The organism is Curtobacterium sp. S6 (assembly GCF_000710345.2).
GTDB lineage: Bacteria > Actinomycetota > Actinomycetes > Actinomycetales > Micrococcaceae > Rothia.
The window spans coordinates 1-17,594 of the sequence record NZ_JHEL01000010.1 but is presented as its reverse complement, the minus strand read 5'-3'; the positions used below and the strand labels follow the sequence as shown (position 1 = coordinate 17,594).

Genomic DNA, 17,594 nt, shown 5'->3' with positions numbered 1-17,594 from the left:
AGATCCTCTGCCCGGCCATCGTGGTAGGTGGCTAGTTGCCTTCTCGGACCAGGCCGAGGGCGAGGTCCCGAACGCGTTCCATGGTCGGAGCGTCAGGCGCCTCCACGTTCAAGCGCAGGAACGGCTCGGTGTTCGAGGGGCGGAGGTTGAACCACCATCCCTCCTCCCGGTGCGTGAACGTCGTGCCGTCGGAGTCTTCGACGTCGACGGCCTCCCGGGCCAGCGCGTCCTTGACCCGTTGGACCGCGGCCTGCTTATCTTCGATCCTCGAGTTGATCTCGCCCGAAGCGATGTACGGCGAGTATTTCTCGGCCACCTCGGACAGGCTTCGTTCTTGGCCGCCGAGGGCCGCGAGCACGTGCATGGCCGCCAACATGCCGGTATCGGCGTTGAAGAAGTCGCGGAAGTAGTAGTGGGCGGAGTGCTCGCCGCCGAAGACGCCCCTCTCCTCGGCCATGACGGCCTTGATGAAGGAGTGCCCCACGCGCGTCTTGATCGGGCGCCCGCCCTTCGCCACCACGAGCTCCGGAACGGCCTTGGAGGTGATCAAGTTGTAGATGATCGCCGGTTCCTTCTCGCCGGCGGCCTGGGCGCGGTCGATCTCGCGCTCGGCGACCAAGGCGGCGATGGCCGAGGGCGTGACCGGTTCGCCGCGTTCGTCGATGACGAAGCACCGGTCGGCGTCGCCGTCGAAAGCGAGGCCGATGTCCGCGCCTTCCCGCACGACGGCCGCCTGCAAGTCCCGGAGATTCGCCGGTTCCAGCGGGTTCGCGGGGTGGTTCGGAAAGGTTCCGTCGAGGTCAAAATACATCGGGACGATGTCCAGCGGAAGCCCGGGCAGGACGGCGTCGCCGAGGACCGCCGGGGTGGTTTTGCCGGCCATGCCATTACCGGCGTCCACCACGACCTTGAGAGGACGAATGGTCGTCAGATCCACGAGACCGCGCAGGTAATTCGCGTAGTCGGTGAGGATGTCGCGTTCCTCGACGCTTCCCTGATCCTCGCCGGAAGGAATTCCCTCGGAGAGGTACGACTGCGCGAGGTTGCGGATCTCGTACAGGCCGGTCTCGGAGGAGACGGGCACGGCACCGGCCTGGGACATCTTCATGCCGTTGTATTCCGCGGGATTGTGGGAGGCCGTAAAGGTCACGCCGGCGGCGTCGAAGACACCGCACGCGAAGTACAGTTCGTCGGTGGAAATCAGGCCGACCTTGACGACGTTGGCCCCGCGCGCTCTCGCTCCCTGGGCGAATTCGTCCATGAATTCGGGGGAGGACGGACGCATATCTCCGCCAACCAGGACCGTCTGCCCGGCCAGACCGAGGACGTCCGTGAATGCGGCCCCGGTGGCGCGCACGGTCTCGTGGGTGATCGTCTCGCCCACGATGCCCCGGACGTCGTATGCCTTAAATGACTCGTCTAAGTTAATGCTCACCCTGGGATTCTACGGCGTGGCCCGGGAAATCCGCGTGATCGCGTGCGTGACGGGCCTCATGTCCCTGCGTCGGTTCGCCCGGTTGTGGTTGGATTGAGAACTATGGGCCAGCTGTTGAACATGGAGAATCCAATCCAGAATTACGCGTGGGGAACCCGCGATACGCTCGCCCGGCTCCGCGGCGAGAAGTCACCGGCCGCGCAGCCGGAGGCGGAACTATGGGTCGGCGCGCACCCCAGGTCGTCGTCCTCCGTCCAGACCGATCGCGGCGAGCGTCGCCTGGCCGAGATCATCGACGAGGACCCCACCGCCATATTGCCGGAGGGCTTCGAGGAATTCCCCTATCTGCTCAAGATCCTCGCGATCGACGCGCCGCTATCCCTCCAGGTGCATCCCTCGGAAGAACAAGCGGTCGCCGGATTCGAGCGGGAAGAAGCCGCGGGAATCCCGCTGGACGCGGCGGAGCGTAATTACAAAGATCGCCGTTCCAAGCCGGAGACCGTGATCGCGTACTCCCCGCTGCGCATCCTGACGGGCATCCGCCCGGCGGAGGACCTCAAAGAGATCGCCCGGCGCCTGAATCTCACCTGGCTCGCGGAACTGGCCGATTACAACGCGGCGGACATCGTCAAGGGCATCTTCGCCAAGGACGAGACGAGCTCATCGGTCGCGGTGGAGGCCACGGTCAACGCGGCCATGGACTGGAGCCTGCAACACCCCTTCGACGAAGACGACGCCGCGGACCGCCGCGACCAGCCGGGATTCGACGTCGACGCCGTCGCCGACCTCATCCTGTTGCTCCACGACGCTTACCCGGGGGATCGGGGCATCCTGGTCGCCGTCGCGATGAACCAGCTGTTTCTCAAGCCGGGGGAGTCCGCGCACACCCCGGACGGATATATCCACGCGTACATCCAAGGCACGGCCGTGGAGATCATGAACCCCTCGGATAACGTCATGCGGGCAGGGCTGACGCCCAAACACGTGGACGTCAAGGAGATGCTCGCGACCGTCGTCTCGGAGCAACCCGCCCCGGAGATCACCGAGCCTCAGCGGACCGAGTCAGGCTACCGCTCCTATGACCTGTGGGATCCTCGACTCCGGCTGTTCCGGGTTGATGTCTCCGACGGCAGTCCCGTCATTTTCCCGTGCGAGGGGCTGGCCGCGATCTTGTGCCTCGAAGGTGAGGTCGAGGTGGCCGGTGGCCAAGACCGCGTATCGTTGAGCGGCACGCGATCCGCCCTCCACATCGGGTCGGCCGATGATCTCACGATCAGCGGGCACGGTAGCCTCTTCGTAGCCTGCTGTAATCCGGCCGCGCACTAATCCCGGCGGTCGGGTGGGTCCCGACGCGCAACCCTGACAAAAGAAATGGATACCCCGGCGACGATGACGCACCCCGATGAGAAGAGACTCCGTGGCCCTGGCCTGCCCTTGGGCGTCGTCGCGTTGGTGGCACTGGCGGCCCTCGTGGTCTTCATGGGCGGTCTGAAGTTCATCTCGCAGATCTTCGGGCCGATGTTTCTGGCCTTTTCGCTCGTGATCGCCGTGCGCCCGATGCGGTTGTGGCTCCAGGACCGCAAGGTGCCCCGATGGCTGGCCTCCCTGACCGTCGCGCTGTTCCTGTACGCGATCCTCCTGGCGATCATCGGATCCATGGTCGTCTCCGTGGCTCAGCTCGTGGACACCTTGCCCGGCTATAGCGGGAAGTTCGGTGTGCTGTACCAGCAGGCTCAGACATGGATGTCGGACCTCGGTCTCAACGAGACCGACATCGGGCAGTCCGTGCTGAACTTCATGCAACCGGCGCGCGTGCTCAGCGCCCTGACCACGATCCTGAGCGGGCTCTCGTCGGCGGGCTCTCAGCTGTTCGTGCTGGTCATGGTCATCGCCTTCTTGTTCATCGATTCGACCGTCATCACGGGCCGCCGTGCGGAGTTGCGCGCGTCCAAGTCCGGGCTCGGCGCGGCGTTCGAGGATTTCACGCATCGCACCTCGAAGTACTGGGTCGTCAACACGGTCTTCGGCGCGATCGTCGCGATCCTAGATACGGTCGCCCTCATGATCCTCGGGGTGCCGCTCGCCTTCACGTGGGGCGTGTTTTCTTTCGTTACCAACTACATTCCGAACGTCGGCTTCATCATCGGCCTGATTCCACCCGCGCTGCTGGGCCTCCTGGCCGGCGGCCCGCCCACCGCGATCTGGGTCGTGGTGCTGTACTCGGTCATCAACTTCGTCGCCCAGGCCGTCATCCAGCCGAAGATCACCGGCGACGCCGTCGGCCTGAATACCACCGTGACTTTTGTATCCCTGATTTTCTGGTCCGCGATCGTCGGGCCGCTGGGAGCGATCCTCGCGGTCCCGCTGACCCTGTTCTTCAAGGCGATCTTCATCGACTCGGACGCCCGCTCCCGCTGGATCGGAATCGCCTTCGATTCCCGCGGAAAGCCCAACGACCTGTCCGGAAGCGAACAGCCCGTGACCTCCGACGGCAGGTATTCGCTGCGCAAGACGTACGGTCCTGGCCAGGAAGACGACGCCGCGGCGCGACGGAACCGGAAACGAGCCTTGAAGCGGGCTCACGGCCTGACGCGTCGTCGGGCGGCCGAGGTCTCCGAGGCTCCGTCCACCGGGTCCACGCGGTCCTGAGGGCGAGGACCCGCCACCGAATCCTGGATCCCCGAAGCCCAACCCCACCGCCGTTCCACGGCACTTATCACTTCTGATCACGAAGGAAATAGCATGAAGATCATCCTCACCGTCACCGGTCTGGATCACGAAGGCATCATCGCCGCCGTGTCCACCGGATTAGCCGAGCAGCACGTGAATATCCTCAACGTCTCCCAGACTCTCATGGAGGGTTACTTCACCATGATCATGCAGGGAGAATTCGACGAGGACGCCCAAACCATCGAGGAGATCCAGGCCGCGATGAAGCCGGTCGGCGAGGCGGCTCGGGTGAGTGTCCGGATCCAGTCCGAGTCCATTTTCCAAGCGATGCACGCGCTGTAGGGGCCGCCATCATGATGGATACGAACGCGAATATTCTCGAAACGATCCAGATGATCGAGGAAGACAAACTCGACATCCGGACCGTCACCATGGGCATCTCGTTGCTCGACTGCATCGACGCCGACGGCGACCGGGCCCGTCGCAAGATCTACGACAAAATCACCGGGTACGCCAAGAACCTGGTCTCGGTCGCTCGTGGCATCGAGGCGGAACTGGGCATCCCAATCATCAATAAGCGCATCTCCGTCACCCCGATCTCCTTGATCGCTGGGGCCTCGGGCGAGACCGATTACACCGAATTCGCGCGGACCCTCGACCAGGCGGCCCGGGCGGTCGGCATCGATTTCATCGGCGGGTTCTCCGCGCTGGTGGACAAGGGCCAGAGTCCGGCGGACCGCACGCTCATGGAGTCGATCCCGAGCGCGCTCGCGGAGACTGACGTCGTGTGCTCTTCGGTCGATATCGGCTCGTCCCGGGCCGGCATCAACATGACGGCGGTACGGCATATGGGCGAGGTCATTCGACGCACCGCGGACCTCACGGCGGAGAACCACGGCGCCGGCTGCGCCAAGCTGGTCGTATTCGCCAACGCGGTCTCGGACAACCCCTTCATGGCCGGCGCTTTTCACGGCGTACAGGAGGCCGACTGTGTGGTCAGCGTCGGCGTGTCCGGGCCGGGCGTGGTCAAGCGGGCCCTGGAAAAGGTCCCCGGCGAACCCTTGGACGTCTGCGCCGAAATCATCAAGAAGGCGGCGTTCAAGATCACCCGCGTGGGTCAGCTCGTGGGCTCCCTCGCTGCCCAGAGGCTCGGCGTCGACTTCGGCATCGTGGACCTCTCGTTAGCGCCCACGGCCGAGGTCGGCGACTCGGTCGCGCGCGTCCTGGAAGAGATGGGACTCGACATCGTCGGGACCCACGGGACCACGGCGGCGTTGGCTCTGCTTAACGACGCCATGAAAAAGGGCGGCCTGATGGCGTGCTCGCGTGTCGGCGGGCTGTCCGGGTCGTTCATCCCGATCTCCGAGGACATCGGAATGATCGAGGCGGCCGCGGCCGGGGCGATCACCCTGGACAAGCTCGAGGCCATGACGGCCATCTGTTCGGTTGGTCTCGACATGGTGGCCGTTCCCGGGGAGACGAGCGCCTCGACGCTCTCGGCCATGATCGCCGACGAAGCCGCGATCGGCGTCATGAACCACAAGACCACCGCCGTGCGCGTGATTCCGGCCGTCGGCCTGGGCGTCGGAGACATGGTGGAATTTGGCGGTCTTCTGGGGCGTGCACCGGTCATGCCGGTTCACCAGGGCTCCTCCGAGGCATTCGTCTCGAGGGCCGGGCATATACCTTCCCCGGTGCACGGCTTCCGGAACTAGCCACTGGGACCGCGGGCCCGGCTCACTCGCCCGGCCCGCGGTCCCTGCCTGACGCCGGGGCCGGCTATTTAGTGGCGGAGGACCAGGCTCGCGGCCATGGCCTCGAAGGCGAGCCTCGAGCTCACGTTGGTCGAGATCCGGCGACGGGTCAGATTGATCGTGTCGATCTGCTCCAAGGTTCGTTCGGCGCTCGAGTTGAGGGCGTAGTCGGCCAAGTCCCGCTCGAGGTGATGATTGATCAGGGTCGAGCCGGTCTTCAGCTGAAGGGTCAGTACGTCGCGGAAAAACGTCGACAAGTCGATCAGGAACCGGTCGAGGGTATCGACCTGGACCCGACGGGCCCGGCGTTTCTGGTCCTCTTCGAGGCGACGGACCGCGGCCTTGATGGTCGGGGGCACGCGGCCGGACTCCGGTGCGCCCAGCGTCATCAGCAGTTCGGCCTTCTCCCGGTCGTTGCGTTCCTCGGCGTCGGCCGCGGCTTCGGCCTCGGCCGTGGAGATCAGCCGCTCGGCCGCGGCGACGGCCGAGCTGATGCCATCGAGGCCGAGCGGAAGCCTCACTACGTCCTCCCGGCGTTGCTTCGCCTCAGGGTAGAGGGCCAACCGGCGGGCGATCCCGATGTGCCCTTGGGCAAGACGCGCGGCCTGATGGGCGACCTCGGCGGATACGCCGTCGCGCCGCTGGAGCAGTTCGGCGACCTCGTCCACCGCGGGGACCTTGAGGGTTACCGCCCGGCACCGCGAACGGATCGTGACCAGGACGTCGATCGGGCTAGGTGCGCACAAGAGCCAGATGGTGTGCGGAGGCGGCTCTTCGATCGCCTTCAGCAAGACGTTCGAGGTCCGTTCCGGCATCCGGTCCGCGTCTTCGACAATCATGACTCGCCATCGGCCGACCGCGGGGCGGTCTTGGGCCTTGACCACGAGGTCGCGCGCTTCCCCGATCTTGATGCTGACATTTTCGGTCGCGAAGTTCGTGACGTCCGCGTGGGCACCGGACATGGCGGTTCGGCAGGATTTGCACTCGCCGCATCCTCGCTCGCTCGGGTCGGCGCGCTCGCACAGCAGCGCCGCGGCCAGGGCCCGGGCCGCGACCGAACGTCCCGAACCGGGCGGGCCGGTAAAGAGCCAGGCGTGGGGCACGGACTCGGACGCCGCCCTGCGCAGTTGCTCGACGGCCCGGGACTGTCCCACGAGCTGATCCCAGACGCTCATCGTGGGCCCTCCTCCGGAAGATGCGGGTGAACCGCGTCCCATACCCGCGCGGCGACCTCGTCCACGGCGCCGATGCCGTCGACCCGCACGCGCTTCGCGGAGGCGTCCCTGGCAAGCGCACGGAAGGATTCCCGCACCCGGGCGTGGAAATCGTCGGGCTCCGATTCGAGCCGGTCCTCGGCGCCCCGGGCGGTCACCCGCCCCCGGGCGTCCGCGACGTCGACCGATAGCACCACCGTGAGGTCGGGCAGAAGATCTTCCGTGGCCCAGCGGGACAAATCGGTGACGGTCGCCTCGCCCAGGCCCCGGCCGGCGCCCTGGTAAGCAGCCGAGGAGTCGATGTAGCGGTCGCAGATGACGATCCGACCGGCGTCGAGGGCCGGGGCGATGAGCTGATGCGCGTGAGCCGCCCGCGAGGCCGCGTAAAGGAGCGCTTCGGTGTGGGGATCAATCTCGCCCTGCCCGTGGTCCAGAACCAGCGAGCGGATTTTCTCGCCGATCTCCGTTCCGCCGGGCTCGCGGGTCAGCGTGACCTTCCGGCCTTGCGCTTCGAGCCGTTCCTGCAGGAGCCGAGCCTGGGTGGTCTTTCCGCTTCCGTCGCCGCCTTCGAAGACGATGAAGGTACCGGGGTGCCGCGGCGCCGGCACGTCTCGGGAAAAGCTCAGGGTTGAAGTCACCCCTGTAGCCTATCGAACGCCCGCGACGCACGCTGTAGTCTTCTCCTCTTGCCCGTCAAAGGCCGGTAGCCTGTGGAGAATGCGCCAGAACACGTCGGATACCCACAATTTTCCTGATCACGCTCCGGAGGAACTCGATTCGGCCGAATTCCGCGCCGAACGCGTCGGGACGGCTGCGTCTTCCGGATTTTCCCGCGAAACGTTGGTCGTTTCCTCGGGGCGGCCGCCGCGGGAGCACGACGAGCCCGTCAATCCGCCGATCGTGTTGTCCTCGACCTTCCACGGCTCCGGGGCGATCCAGCCCTCGGACCGGGCCTACGGTCGATTCACGAATCCGACGTGGGAGGAATTCGAGCAGGTTCTGGCTTCTCTGGAAGGCTCCGAGCTGCCCGCTCTGCTCTTCAGTTCGGGAATGGGTGCCGTTGCGTCCGTGATCCGCCAGGTTCCGGTCGGATCGGTCATCGTGATGCCCGAGCACACGTACCTCGGTTCGATGTCCCTCGTGCGCCAGATGGCCGACCGCGGCATCTGCCGCCTCGTGGAGGTGCCCATCGAAGACACGGAAGCGGTCATGAAGACCCTGACCGACCAGGTGCGCTCGTTGCCCCAGGCGGCCGCCGGCGTCGCCGACCCCTACGTCCTCTTCTGGCTCGAGAGCCCCACGAACCCCATGCTCGAGGTCGCCGACCTCCCGAAGCTCCTCGCGGCATCGCGGACCCTCGGTGTCCGCACCGCGGTGGACAACACCTTCGCGACCCCGCTCGTCCAGAGGCCCCTCGAATGGGGCGCTGACTATGTGGTTCACTCCGCAACCAAGTACCTTGCGGGCCATTCGGACGTGGTTCTCGGCGCCGTTGTCACCCGCGACGCCGATCTGCGCCAGGCCGTTTTGGCCGAACGGTCGCTCTCCGGGGCGATCCCGGGCCCCTTCGAGGCGTGGCTCGGGCTGCGAGGCCTGCGGACCCTGGCTCTGCGGCTCAATCAGTCCTCCGCGTCGGCGCAGACGCTGGCGGAGCGTCTGGTCGGGCACCCGGCCGTCGCCGAGGTTCGATACCCGGGCCTTCCCGAGGATCGAGGCCACGAGCGGGCGAAGACGCAGATGAACTCCTTCGGATCGGTCCTGTCCATCACGCTCCACGGGGATGCTTCCACGGCCGAACGGGTCGTCGAGGCCCTACGCCTGTGGACACCGGCCACATCGCTCGGCGGCGTCGAGTCGCTGATCGAACGTCGCCGTCGCCACTCGAACGAGGCACCGAGCGTCAGCGAATCGCTGTTGCGGCTCTCGGTGGGCATCGAGCACGTCGAGGACCTGTGGACCGATCTGGAACGTGCCCTCGATGTCGCCGACGCACGATAGGGTAGGGGCATGCAGATCCTGAACATCGTGCTGATGGCCGAACACTTCATCAACTTCGCGCTGGGCCTCATCCTGTTCGCTCTGGCCCTGTGGGCGTTCGTGACGGCGCTGGGGGCGAGCGACTACGCCTATCAGTCGGCGTTCAAACGCACCAAAAAGTTTTGGGTCCTGGTCACCGGGGCCTGCCTGCTCGGGGCGGTGCTGTCGATGTTCAGCGCGTTCCGCGGCGGATCCCCTAGCCTGTTCATCCAATTGATCGTGGCCTCGGCCGTCGGGGTATTTCTCGCGGACGTGCGCCCGGCCGTGCGCACCAGAAAATAGCGCTTCCGCCTAAATTCCTCTGTTGCATGCCCCGGGTTCGCCCGGGGCATGCTTCGTACCTGCACTTTTTCGGCGCATTCTGGCTCTTGTAGTGAAACAATGGGGGCATGGCTGAAACGTATAAACTTGTTCTGCTCCGTCACGGGCAGAGCGAATGGAATAAAGAGAATCTGTTCACCGGCTGGGTCGACGTTCCGCTTTCGGAACAGGGCCGCACCGAAGCCGCGAAGGGCGGTGCACTGCTCAAGGAGAGGAACATCCTTCCCGACGTCGTGCACACCTCGCTGTTGCGCCGCGCCATGAACACCGCCAACATCGCCTTGGACGAGGCCGACCGCCTCTGGATCCCGGTCAAGCGGGATTGGCGCCTGAACGAGCGTCACTACGGGGATCTCCAGGGCAAGGACAAGGCCGCCGTGCGAGAACAGTACGGCGAAGAGCAGTTCATGCAGTGGCGTCGCTCCTACGATGTGCCGCCGCCCCCGCTGGACGATGACTCCGAGTACTCACAGGCGCACGACCCCCGCTACGCGGATATCGACGACGCCCCCCGCACGGAATGCCTCAAGGACGTCCTGGAGCGGATGCTTCCGTACTGGGAATCGGGCATCAAACCGGATCTCGCCGACGGAAAGACCGTCCTCGTCGCCGCGCACGGAAACTCCCTGCGCGCCTTGGTCAAGCACCTGGACGGCATCGCGGACGACGAGATCTCCGGCCTGAATATTCCGACCGGCATCCCGCTGTACTACGAACTCGACGAGAACTTCGCCCCGACCAAGCCGGGAGAATACCTCGACCCCGACGCCGCAGCGGACGCGATCCAGGCCGTGGCCAACCAGGGCAAAAAGTAGCGACCCCGTGATCCGCGGCGAATCCCGCCACGGATGACCGAACGCGAAAGATCCGCCCGGCACAGACCTCGTGCCGGGCGGATCTTTCGCGTGATGCGGTATTTAGGAGTGATTCGGCATGGGCTGGGAATCCCACTCGCCCGTGACCAGGTAGGTCACTTTGCGGGCCACGGACACGCCGTGATCTCCGAAGCGCTCCATGTAGCGGGAGGCCAGCGTCATGTCGATCGTGGTCTGAGCGTTGTTGCCCCAGGAAGACTCGGCAATGTGGGTGAACACCGACTCGTGCAGGGTATTGATGCGCCCCTTGGCCGTGTACACCTCGTCCGCGTAGCTGAGCTCTCGCGTCTCGAGCAACTGGATCACGCTCTTGATGATGGTCTTGTCCAGGTCGATGATCTCCTGGAACGTCGGCACCAGGTCCGCGGGAACCGCGGGCTCCGGGAAACGCAGGCGCGTAATCTGGGCGACGTGACGGGCTAGGTCTCCCGCGCGTTCCAGGGAAGCGCTCATGCGGAGGCCGCCAACGATCATCCGCAGGTCGGAGGCTACGGGCCCCTGGAGGGCGAGCAGGTCGATGGACCGCTCGTCGAGCTGATTCTGCAGCATGTCGATGCGAGCGTCATTCGAAATGACCTCTTCGGCTTCTTGAACGTCTGCGTTCAACAGCGAATCGGATGCGCGGTCGAATGCGGCCTCGACCAAGGTCGCGATCTCGACGAGGTCGTCGCCCACCTGTTGGAGCTCGGCCTGAAAAACTTTGCGCACGGTAAACGGTCCTTTCCTGACAACACGGAACTACTCGCTCCAGAATTCCAATCCCGTATGAACGAGACCGCAGTCTTGAGTGAATCTTAGTTGAACCCGCGGTCGAGAACGGTCCTCGAGGCGGTGATTGACCGATACTTATGCCTAAGCTGTAGGAGTGAGTCCTGTCGCCTTCGCCATGATCTGGGGCCTGGTCGGGTTATCCCTCGGCCTGGTGAGTCACTTCGCCCTGCGCAAAAGCGACCGGCAGCGTGCCGATTGGGCCGTCGTGGACGAGCCGACGATCAGCGACGGCGCGGCCCAGGTGCTCGCCGTCGTGGGTCAGGCCTATGTCCTCGTGGACGCCGTCGACGGCGTGGTGAGGGCTTCTCAGGGTTCTTACGCCTACGGCCTGGTCCGCGGCCACAGCATGACTCAGCCCGAGCTCCTGGACCTCATCCGGCAGGTCCGGCGGGACGGCGTGATTCTCGAGAAGACCGTGGAGATCTCGCGGGGGCCCTTGGGTAAAGGCGTGTTGGTGCTCAACGTGCGCATCGCGCCGGTCGCCGACGAATACATTCTTCTTCTCGCGGACGATCGCACCGAAATCACCAGGGCCCAAGCGATCCGCACGGACTTCGTCGCCAACGTGTCCCACGAGCTCAAGACGCCGGTCGGGGCCGTTCGGTTGCTGGCCGAGGCGATCGAAGGTTCGTCCGAAGATCCCGAGGCCGTGCGTCATTTCACCAAGCGGTTACACAAGGAGACCACGCGCCTGACGGCATTGGTGCACGACATCATCGAGCTTTCCCGGCTGCAGGGGACGGACATCGTCCAAAAGGGCAAGGTCATCGACCTCAATCAGCTGGTTCACGAGGCGGCCGATCGCAATAAGCTGACCGCCGAGAACAAGAACATTTCGATTCGCGTGGGCGGGACCGCCACGCGGCCGGTGCTCGGGGACCCGGAGTTGCTGATGACCGCCCTGCGCAACCTCATCGACAACGCCATCCGCTATTCGCCGGACAACACCCGCATCGGCGTGGGCATCCGTTCGAAGGAAGGCATGATCTCGGTGTCGGTCAAAGACCAAGGGCCGGGAATTCCCGAGGAAGAACAGGATCGCATCTTTGAGCGGTTCTACCGAGTGGACGCGGCTCGATCCCGCCAAACGGGCGGGACGGGCTTGGGCCTGTCGATCGTCAAGCACGTGATGGCTCAGCACGGTGGCGAAATCACGTTGTGGTCGACGCCGGGCCAGGGATCGACGTTCACCGTGACCCTTCCGGAACTGGACGAGGCGACCGAGAAAGATCTTCGGAGCAGCGAATCGGAACCGGCGCCCATCCGTGACCAAGAACCCGTATCCATCGTCAGGATGGATCAAGCCCCCGCGTCCGATGCGGGGAACGACAATACCCAGACCCGGCGCGACCGGGGCTGACGAGGAGGAAACTCAGGCATGACGCGGATCCTGGTAATTGAGGATGAAGAAGCCCTCAGTGAGCCCTTGGCATTTCTCCTGGGTCGTGAAGGCTTCGAGGTGACGGTGATCGACAACGGTCTCGACGCCGTCGCCGAATTCGACCGTGCCGGGGCTGACCTCGTTCTGCTCGACTTGATGCTTCCCGGCCAGTCGGGCACCGAAGTCTGCAAGCAGTTGCGGCAGCGTTCTCAGGTCCCGATCATCATGCTGACGGCCAAGGACACGGAGATCGACAAGGTCGTCGGTTTGGAGCTGGGGGCGGATGACTACGTTACGAAGCCGTATTCTTCGCGGGAACTGGTCGCACGCATCCGTGCGGTGCTGCGTCGTCAGACCGAGACCGAAGAACTCGTGACCTCGACCGTCGAGGGCGGGCCGGTCCGGATGGACATCGAACGGCACGTGGTCAGCGTGAATCGCGAACAAACGGCCATGCCGCTTAAGGAATTCGAGCTCCTGGAGATGCTCTTGCGCAACGCCGGTCGTGTGCTGACGCGCGGTCAGCTCATCGACCGGGTGTGGGGTAGCGACTACGTCGGTGACACCAAAACCCTGGACGTCCACATCAAGCGGCTGAGGTCGAAGATCGAGCCGGATCCTTCGCACCCCCGATACCTCGTGACGGTCCGGGGTCTCGGCTACAAATTCGAGCCGTAAGCCGAGGACCCTCATCGAGGCGACCCGGCAGCGCGCGGAACGCCTCCGCAACAACGAGGCCCCCGCTCCATCATGGAGCGGGGGCCTCGTTGTGCATCCCCGTCTCGTGGGGGAGAAAAAGCCTCTAGGAGTGGCTCGCCGAGCTGGACGGCTCGCTCGTCGACGAGTTCGAGTCGGCCAGGTTCGGCAAGTACTGCTGGTATTCGTCGAGGGTGCCGTCAAGCACCGGAATATTCGCGGTGGTGCTCTGGGAGCCGGAGCTGATCTTGGTGTCCTTCAGAAGCTCGCCCGGCGCCTTGCCCACGGGGTTCAGCAGGGTTTCCTGCTTCTCGAAGCGGACCTCGCCCTTCGCGGGAACCTTGACCTCGGCCTGAGCCTCGCCGGTGTCGATGGTCAGCGAGAGTTCCTTGTCCGAAGAATTAACCACGGTGCCGAGGAGGCGGCCCGGGGAATTCTTGTCCTTGGCGATCACCATGACGTTGCGGAATTTGGCGTCGGCGACATCGGCCTGGACGCCGTCGGACGCGCTGTAGTGAATGGTGGTTGGCTGCTGGTGGATATAGCCGCAACCGGTTGCGGACAGAACGGCCGCGGCGATGGCCATCGTTGCGCCGGCGCGCCTGACGTTCTGGCGAGCAAAAGACTTCACGTCTCACTCCTTGTGTGGTGATGCGAGGATCGGCCGACGCCCTCAGAAGAACGTCGCAGAGTCATTCACAGGCAAGTTTAGCGCCTTTTGTGGACGCTTCGTCGGTAACCGGGCCCGGAGCGTGCCGCGGGCAGGCGCGAGGTCGTGGCCTACGCGGCGCCTCGCCCCACCAGTGGTGGGATGGGGATCACCCGGAAGGTGGCGAAGACCTCAGAATTTGATGTGCTTCATTGTCCGAAACTCGGTCGATGGGGGTGTATTGCGGCCGTGGTAAACTGTATTGGCTGAAAGGGGTTTATCCATATGCTTTTTGAGGTTGGCGAAACCGTCGTATACCCTCACCACGGCGCTGCAACGATCGAGGAGATCAAGACTCGCACCGTCAAGGGTGAAGAGAAGATGTATCTCAAACTGCAGGTCGCGCAGGGTGATCTGACGATTGAGGTTCCGGCGGACAACGTCGACATGGTGGGCGTCCGAGACGTCGTCGATGAGAAGGGCCTCCAAGAGGTCATCGGCGTGCTGCAGGCGAAGGACGTCGAGGAGGCCAGCAATTGGTCTCGTCGGTTCAAAGCGAACTCGGAGAAGCTCGCGTCCGGTGACGTGCTCAAGGTGGCCGAGGTCGTTCGCGATCTTTGGCGGCGGGAGCAGGTCAAGGGTCTTTCTGCGGGTGAGAAGAGGATGCTGTCGAAAGCTCGCCAGATTCTTTCCTCCGAGGTCGCCCTGGCCAAGGATATTGACGAAGAAGCTGCCGAGACCGAGCTCGACAAGATTCTCGAATCTTAAGGCTCGCGCGGTAGCGTCACGGTGACGGCGCGTTTCTCCATCGAGGAGGGGCGCGCTTTTGTCGTTTAAGGCCGTTCCTTGTGGGACCCGGTATCCGGGTGTGGCGCTCACGTCTCTGAATCGGCGCGTTCTCGTTAGACTGACATCGTGAGTTTGCGTTTTTACAGTACCGATACGGCCAGCGTCCGAGATTTTGAGCCCGTCTTCCCTGGGGAAGCCAGGCTCTACTACTGCGGGGCGACGGTTCAGGGCATGCCTCATATCGGGCATGTGCGGTCCGCTTTGGTCTTCGACCAGCTCAGCAGGTGGCTGACGTATCGAGGATTCGCGGTCACCACGGTGCGCAACGTGACCGATATCGACGACAAAATCTTGGTCAACTCCGCGCGAAGCTTCGAGCAGGGATATGCGGGAACCCACCCTCGCGAACCGTGGTGGGCGTTGGCCTATCGCTTCGAGCGGGTTTTTGCCCAGGCCTACGCCGCGCTGGGCATCGCGCCGCCCACCTATGAGCCGCGGGCGACCGGCCATATTCCCGAGATGATCTCTTTGATCGGCGAACTGATCGAGAAGTCGCACGCGTACCCGGCCCTGGACGATTCCGGAGACGTCTACTTCGACGTGCGGTCGTGGGACGACTACGGTTCTCTGACCCGCCAAAGCATCGAGGATATGCAGGCCGCGCCGGATGCGGATCCGCGCGGCAAGAAGGACCCTCGGGACTTCGCTCTGTGGAAAGGGCACAAGGAGGGGGAGCCGGAGTCTGCCGCGTGGCCCTCGCCGTGGGGGCGTGGCCGACCAGGGTGGCACCTCGAGTGTTCGGCCATGGCCGGGAAGTATCTGGGTGAACGCTTCGATATCCACGGCGGAGGCCTTGACCTGAGGTTCCCCCACCACGAGAACGAATTGGCTCAGTCAACCGCGGCCGGTCGGGGCTTTGCCAACTTCTGGTTGCACAACGGCCTGGTCACCTACGAGGGCGACAAAATGTCGAAATCCATCGGCAATACCGTTTCCCCGGAAGAGATGCTGGCCACGGCGCGGCCCCTGGTGGTGCGGTATTACTTGGGGCAGGCCCACTATCGGTCGATTTTGGATTACCGGCCTACCTCGCTGACCGAGGCGCAGGCGGCCGTCGAACGGGTGGAAGCCTTCTTGGTCCAGGCCGGTGGGGGCTCAGGCCTCGCCGAGGTGCCGGAAGAATTCGGTAGGGCCATGGATGACGACCTCAACATCCCGCAGGCGTTGGCCGTATTGCACGAACATGTCCGTTCCGGGAACTCGGCGCTGTCCGCGGGGAACGGGGCCATCGTGGAGGACGAGGCGGACGCCGTTCGAGCGATGACCGATGCCCTGGGACTCACGCAGTTGATGGACTTCGGCACGCGGGGAACGTCGGGGGCCGAGCATACGGCCCTGGATACGCTCATCCGCTCACTCCTGGCTCAACGAGCCGACGCGCGAGCCGCGAAAGACTGGGCTCGTGCGGACCACATACGAGACGAATTGTCCGCCGCAGGAATTACCGTCAAGGATTCCGCGGATGGATCGGCCTGGTCGGTTTAGGACCGGTCCGGCGAAGAAAGGCACAACATGGCAGATGCGAACCGTCCCGGAGCAATCCGGAAGAAGAAGAGGACACCGATCAAGGGATCGGGCGGCAAGGGCCGCCGATCGCTGGAGGGCAAGGGGCCGACCCCTCGGGCCGAAGATCGCCCGTACCACAAGGCACATAAGGCAAAGAAGTTCGCCGAGAAGCAGCAACGTAGCGCGGGTCCCGCGCGGCAGCAGCGTCTCGGCGGTAAGCGGGTCAGCGAGGAACTCGTGACCGGGCGAAATGCCGTGCTCGAGGCGTTGCGGACCGAGATCCCCGCCAAACACATCTACGTGATGGCCAACATGGAGCCGGACGAGCGGATTCGAGAAATCCTCACGATCGTGACCCGCCGCAATATTCCTGCCCTGGAGATCACCCGCGGGGAGATCGAACGGTTGACCGAAGGCGCCGTTCATCAGGGCGTCGCATTGCAGGTCCCGCCGTATAAGTATCCCGATGCCAGCGACATGACGGCGAGCATCTTGGAGAAATGGCACCAGGGACAACTCGCCAAGCCGCCGCTGTTTGTCGCGCTGGACGGAATCACCGATCCTCGAAATCTCGGCGCGATCATTCGAAGCGTCTCGGCCTTCTCCGGCCATGCGGTCATCGTGCCGGAACGCCGCGCGGCAGGCGTGACGGCGTCGGCCTGGAAGACCAGCGCGGGCGCGGTATCCCGCGTTCCGGTCGCCAAGGCCACCAACCTGAATCGCGTGATCGACCAGATGAAGGACCAGGGTGTCTTTGTGGTGGGGCTCGCCGGTGATGGCGACGTCGCGCTTCCGGAACTCACCCTGGCTACCGAGCCGCTCTGCATCGTCGTGGGTTCCGAGGGGAAGGGGCTATCCCGTCTCGTCTCCGAGAAGTGCGATCAGGTGGTATCCATTCCGATCGATTCGGCGATGGAATCCCTCAACGCGTCTTTGGCCGCTGGCATCGCGTTGTACGAGGTCTCGCGCCTGCGCTCGCAGGGCACCGCGTAGGTCTCCCGACCCCTCGCTTACGGCAGTAACCCAGATCACGGGCCCTCGAGTTGCGAGGGCCCGTGAGCGTATGTAAAGTAATGCGAGTTGCCACGGCGACCGGGTCCAAGACCTGGGAGTGGCTTCCACAAAATTCAGTTCCTCGAAATCAACGATTTGCATCGATGAAAAAGAGGATGTAAGCTGGAATATTGTGACTCTGTGAAACTTCGGTTTCGCCAGGGTGTCGGCGTGATGAACAGGGCGGAAACGTCAAGTTGACACGCCGGGGAACAGCCGGTAAGGTTGTTCGAGCAAGACCGCGGGAGTGATCATCGCAGAAGCGATGTGAGTTCTCGACGGGCTCGTTGTTTGAGAACTCAATAGTGTGCTTTGTTTATAAGAAGTGTTGTACCAAATTATTTTTGTAGAAAAATTCTTGTTGGTTTCAACATGACCCGATG

At 64.1% G+C, this 17,594-nt stretch carries 18 protein-coding genes; 12 read left to right on the top strand and 6 right to left on the bottom strand.

What is annotated here, in order from left to right; genetic code table 11:
* Positions 1-31: 31 nt before the first annotated feature.
* Positions 32-1,435, bottom strand: coding sequence for a phosphomannomutase/phosphoglucomutase (locus CURSPS6_RS01210; RefSeq protein WP_030013498.1), 1,404 nt, complete (start codon positions 1,433-1,435; stop codon positions 32-34).
* 102 nt (positions 1,436-1,537) lie between these two features.
* Here CURSPS6_RS01210 and manA point away from each other — a divergent pair, with 102 nt between their 5' ends.
* The 4 genes from manA to CURSPS6_RS01190 all read left to right on the top strand — a co-directional run bounded on the left by manA (position 1,538) and on the right by CURSPS6_RS01190 (position 5,820).
* A complete protein-coding gene (manA, locus tag CURSPS6_RS01205) occupies positions 1,538-2,761 on the top strand; it encodes a mannose-6-phosphate isomerase, class I (protein ID WP_030013497.1) in 1,224 nt (407 codons plus the stop codon).
* A 63-nt stretch (positions 2,762-2,824) separates the two neighbouring features.
* On the top strand, positions 2,825-4,084 hold the full coding sequence (locus tag CURSPS6_RS01200; RefSeq protein ID WP_160319763.1) for an AI-2E family transporter: 1,260 nt from the start codon (positions 2,825-2,827) through the stop codon (positions 4,082-4,084).
* A 93-nt stretch (positions 4,085-4,177) separates the two neighbouring features.
* Entirely contained in the window at positions 4,178-4,447 is a 270-nt protein-coding gene (locus tag CURSPS6_RS01195; protein ID WP_030013494.1) for an ACT domain-containing protein, read from the top strand.
* A gap of 14 nt (positions 4,448-4,461) precedes the next feature.
* Positions 4,462-5,820 (top strand): PFL family protein, encoded by a 1,359-nt coding sequence (locus tag CURSPS6_RS01190; protein WP_030013493.1) that lies wholly within the window; start codon positions 4,462-4,464, stop codon positions 5,818-5,820.
* Positions 5,821-5,888: 68 nt separating this feature from the next.
* On the opposite strand, the gene CURSPS6_RS01185 is transcribed toward CURSPS6_RS01190, so the two are convergent.
* Together CURSPS6_RS01185 and tmk are read right to left on the bottom strand one after the other, a co-directional pair.
* Positions 5,889-7,034: a DNA polymerase III subunit delta' gene (locus CURSPS6_RS01185; RefSeq protein WP_030013491.1), complete on the bottom strand. Its 1,146-nt coding sequence runs from the start codon at positions 7,032-7,034 to the stop codon at positions 5,889-5,891.
* The gene (gene tmk / locus CURSPS6_RS01180) at positions 7,031-7,711 is read right to left on the bottom strand and encodes a dTMP kinase (RefSeq protein ID WP_051687488.1); all 681 of its coding nucleotides are present in this window, start codon (positions 7,709-7,711) and stop codon (positions 7,031-7,033) included. The genes CURSPS6_RS01185 and tmk overlap by 4 nt, the downstream gene beginning before the upstream one ends.
* 79 nt (positions 7,712-7,790) lie before the next feature.
* On the opposite strand from tmk, the gene CURSPS6_RS01175 reads away from it, so the two are divergent.
* The 3 genes from CURSPS6_RS01175 (at position 7,791) to CURSPS6_RS01165 (ending at position 10,246) form a co-directional block, all read left to right on the top strand.
* Entirely contained in the window at positions 7,791-9,071 is a 1,281-nt protein-coding gene (locus CURSPS6_RS01175; protein WP_082469894.1) for a trans-sulfuration enzyme family protein, read from the top strand.
* A gap of 9 nt (positions 9,072-9,080) precedes the next feature.
* Entirely contained in the window at positions 9,081-9,392 is a 312-nt protein-coding gene (locus CURSPS6_RS01170; RefSeq protein ID WP_235503646.1) for a DUF2516 family protein, read from the top strand.
* Positions 9,393-9,499: 107 nt separating this feature from the next.
* Complete coding sequence (locus tag CURSPS6_RS01165; RefSeq protein ID WP_030013486.1) at positions 9,500-10,246, top strand: phosphoglyceromutase; 747 nt, start codon at positions 9,500-9,502, stop codon at positions 10,244-10,246.
* Positions 10,247-10,348: 102 nt separating this feature from the next.
* Here the strand turns inward: CURSPS6_RS01165 and phoU are convergent, their stop codons facing one another.
* Positions 10,349-11,014 carry a phosphate signaling complex protein PhoU gene (phoU, locus tag CURSPS6_RS01160; RefSeq protein ID WP_030013484.1) on the bottom strand — a complete coding sequence of 222 codons (666 nt, stop codon included), beginning with the start codon at positions 11,012-11,014 and terminating at the stop codon, positions 10,349-10,351.
* Between the two features lie 157 nt (positions 11,015-11,171).
* Between phoU and CURSPS6_RS01155 the strand changes: the two genes are divergently transcribed.
* Together CURSPS6_RS01155 and CURSPS6_RS01150 are read left to right on the top strand one after the other, a co-directional pair.
* Positions 11,172-12,437, top strand: a complete 1,266-nt coding sequence (locus tag CURSPS6_RS01155) for a sensor histidine kinase (RefSeq protein ID WP_235503645.1) — start codon at positions 11,172-11,174, stop codon at positions 12,435-12,437.
* Between the two features lie 18 nt (positions 12,438-12,455).
* Complete coding sequence (locus CURSPS6_RS01150) at positions 12,456-13,136, top strand: response regulator transcription factor (protein WP_030013482.1); 681 nt, start codon at positions 12,456-12,458, stop codon at positions 13,134-13,136.
* A gap of 124 nt (positions 13,137-13,260) precedes the next feature.
* Here CURSPS6_RS01150 and CURSPS6_RS01145 read toward each other — a convergent pair whose 3' ends face one another.
* Positions 13,261-13,785: a hypothetical protein gene (locus CURSPS6_RS01145; RefSeq protein WP_030013480.1), complete on the bottom strand. Its 525-nt coding sequence runs from the start codon at positions 13,783-13,785 to the stop codon at positions 13,261-13,263.
* Between the two features lie 303 nt (positions 13,786-14,088).
* Here CURSPS6_RS01145 and CURSPS6_RS01140 point away from each other — a divergent pair, with 303 nt between their 5' ends.
* From CURSPS6_RS01140 to rlmB, 3 genes are all read left to right on the top strand, one after another.
* Entirely contained in the window at positions 14,089-14,571 is a 483-nt protein-coding gene (locus CURSPS6_RS01140; RefSeq protein WP_030013479.1) for a CarD family transcriptional regulator, read from the top strand.
* Between the two features lie 147 nt (positions 14,572-14,718).
* Positions 14,719-16,137 carry a cysteine--tRNA ligase gene (cysS, locus tag CURSPS6_RS01135; RefSeq protein ID WP_030013478.1) on the top strand — a complete coding sequence of 473 codons (1,419 nt, stop codon included), beginning with the start codon at positions 14,719-14,721 and terminating at the stop codon, positions 16,135-16,137.
* A 27-nt stretch (positions 16,138-16,164) separates the two neighbouring features.
* Positions 16,165-17,151 (top strand): 23S rRNA (guanosine(2251)-2'-O)-methyltransferase RlmB, encoded by a 987-nt coding sequence (gene rlmB, locus CURSPS6_RS01130; protein WP_030013476.1) that lies wholly within the window; start codon positions 16,165-16,167, stop codon positions 17,149-17,151.
* A 252-nt stretch (positions 17,152-17,403) separates the two neighbouring features.
* Here rlmB and CURSPS6_RS12755 read toward each other — a convergent pair.
* Positions 17,404-17,594: hypothetical protein (locus CURSPS6_RS12755; RefSeq protein WP_235503644.1), on the bottom strand; the 191-nt coding region annotated here is incomplete at its 5' end.

Coding starts and splice junctions, on each gene's coding strand:
- CURSPS6_RS01170 (WP_235503646.1), top strand. CDS start 9,081: ATGCAGATCCTGAACATCGTGCTGATGGCCGAACACTTCATCAACTTC.
- CURSPS6_RS01175 (WP_082469894.1), top strand. CDS start 7,791: ATGCGCCAGAACACGTCGGATACCCACAATTTTCCTGATCACGCTCCG.
- CURSPS6_RS01165 (WP_030013486.1), top strand. CDS start 9,500: ATGGCTGAAACGTATAAACTTGTTCTGCTCCGTCACGGGCAGAGCGAA.
- CURSPS6_RS01190 (WP_030013493.1), top strand. CDS start 4,462: ATGGATACGAACGCGAATATTCTCGAAACGATCCAGATGATCGAGGAA.
- CURSPS6_RS01150 (WP_030013482.1), top strand. CDS start 12,456: ATGACGCGGATCCTGGTAATTGAGGATGAAGAAGCCCTCAGTGAGCCC.
- CURSPS6_RS01185 (WP_030013491.1), bottom strand. CDS start 7,034: ATGAGCGTCTGGGATCAGCTCGTGGGACAGTCCCGGGCCGTCGAGCAA.
- rlmB (WP_030013476.1), top strand. CDS start 16,165: ATGGCAGATGCGAACCGTCCCGGAGCAATCCGGAAGAAGAAGAGGACA.
- CURSPS6_RS01195 (WP_030013494.1), top strand. CDS start 4,178: ATGAAGATCATCCTCACCGTCACCGGTCTGGATCACGAAGGCATCATC.
- CURSPS6_RS01140 (WP_030013479.1), top strand. CDS start 14,089: ATGCTTTTTGAGGTTGGCGAAACCGTCGTATACCCTCACCACGGCGCT.
- CURSPS6_RS01200 (WP_160319763.1), top strand. CDS start 2,825: ATGACGCACCCCGATGAGAAGAGACTCCGTGGCCCTGGCCTGCCCTTG.
- manA (WP_030013497.1), top strand. CDS start 1,538: ATGGGCCAGCTGTTGAACATGGAGAATCCAATCCAGAATTACGCGTGG.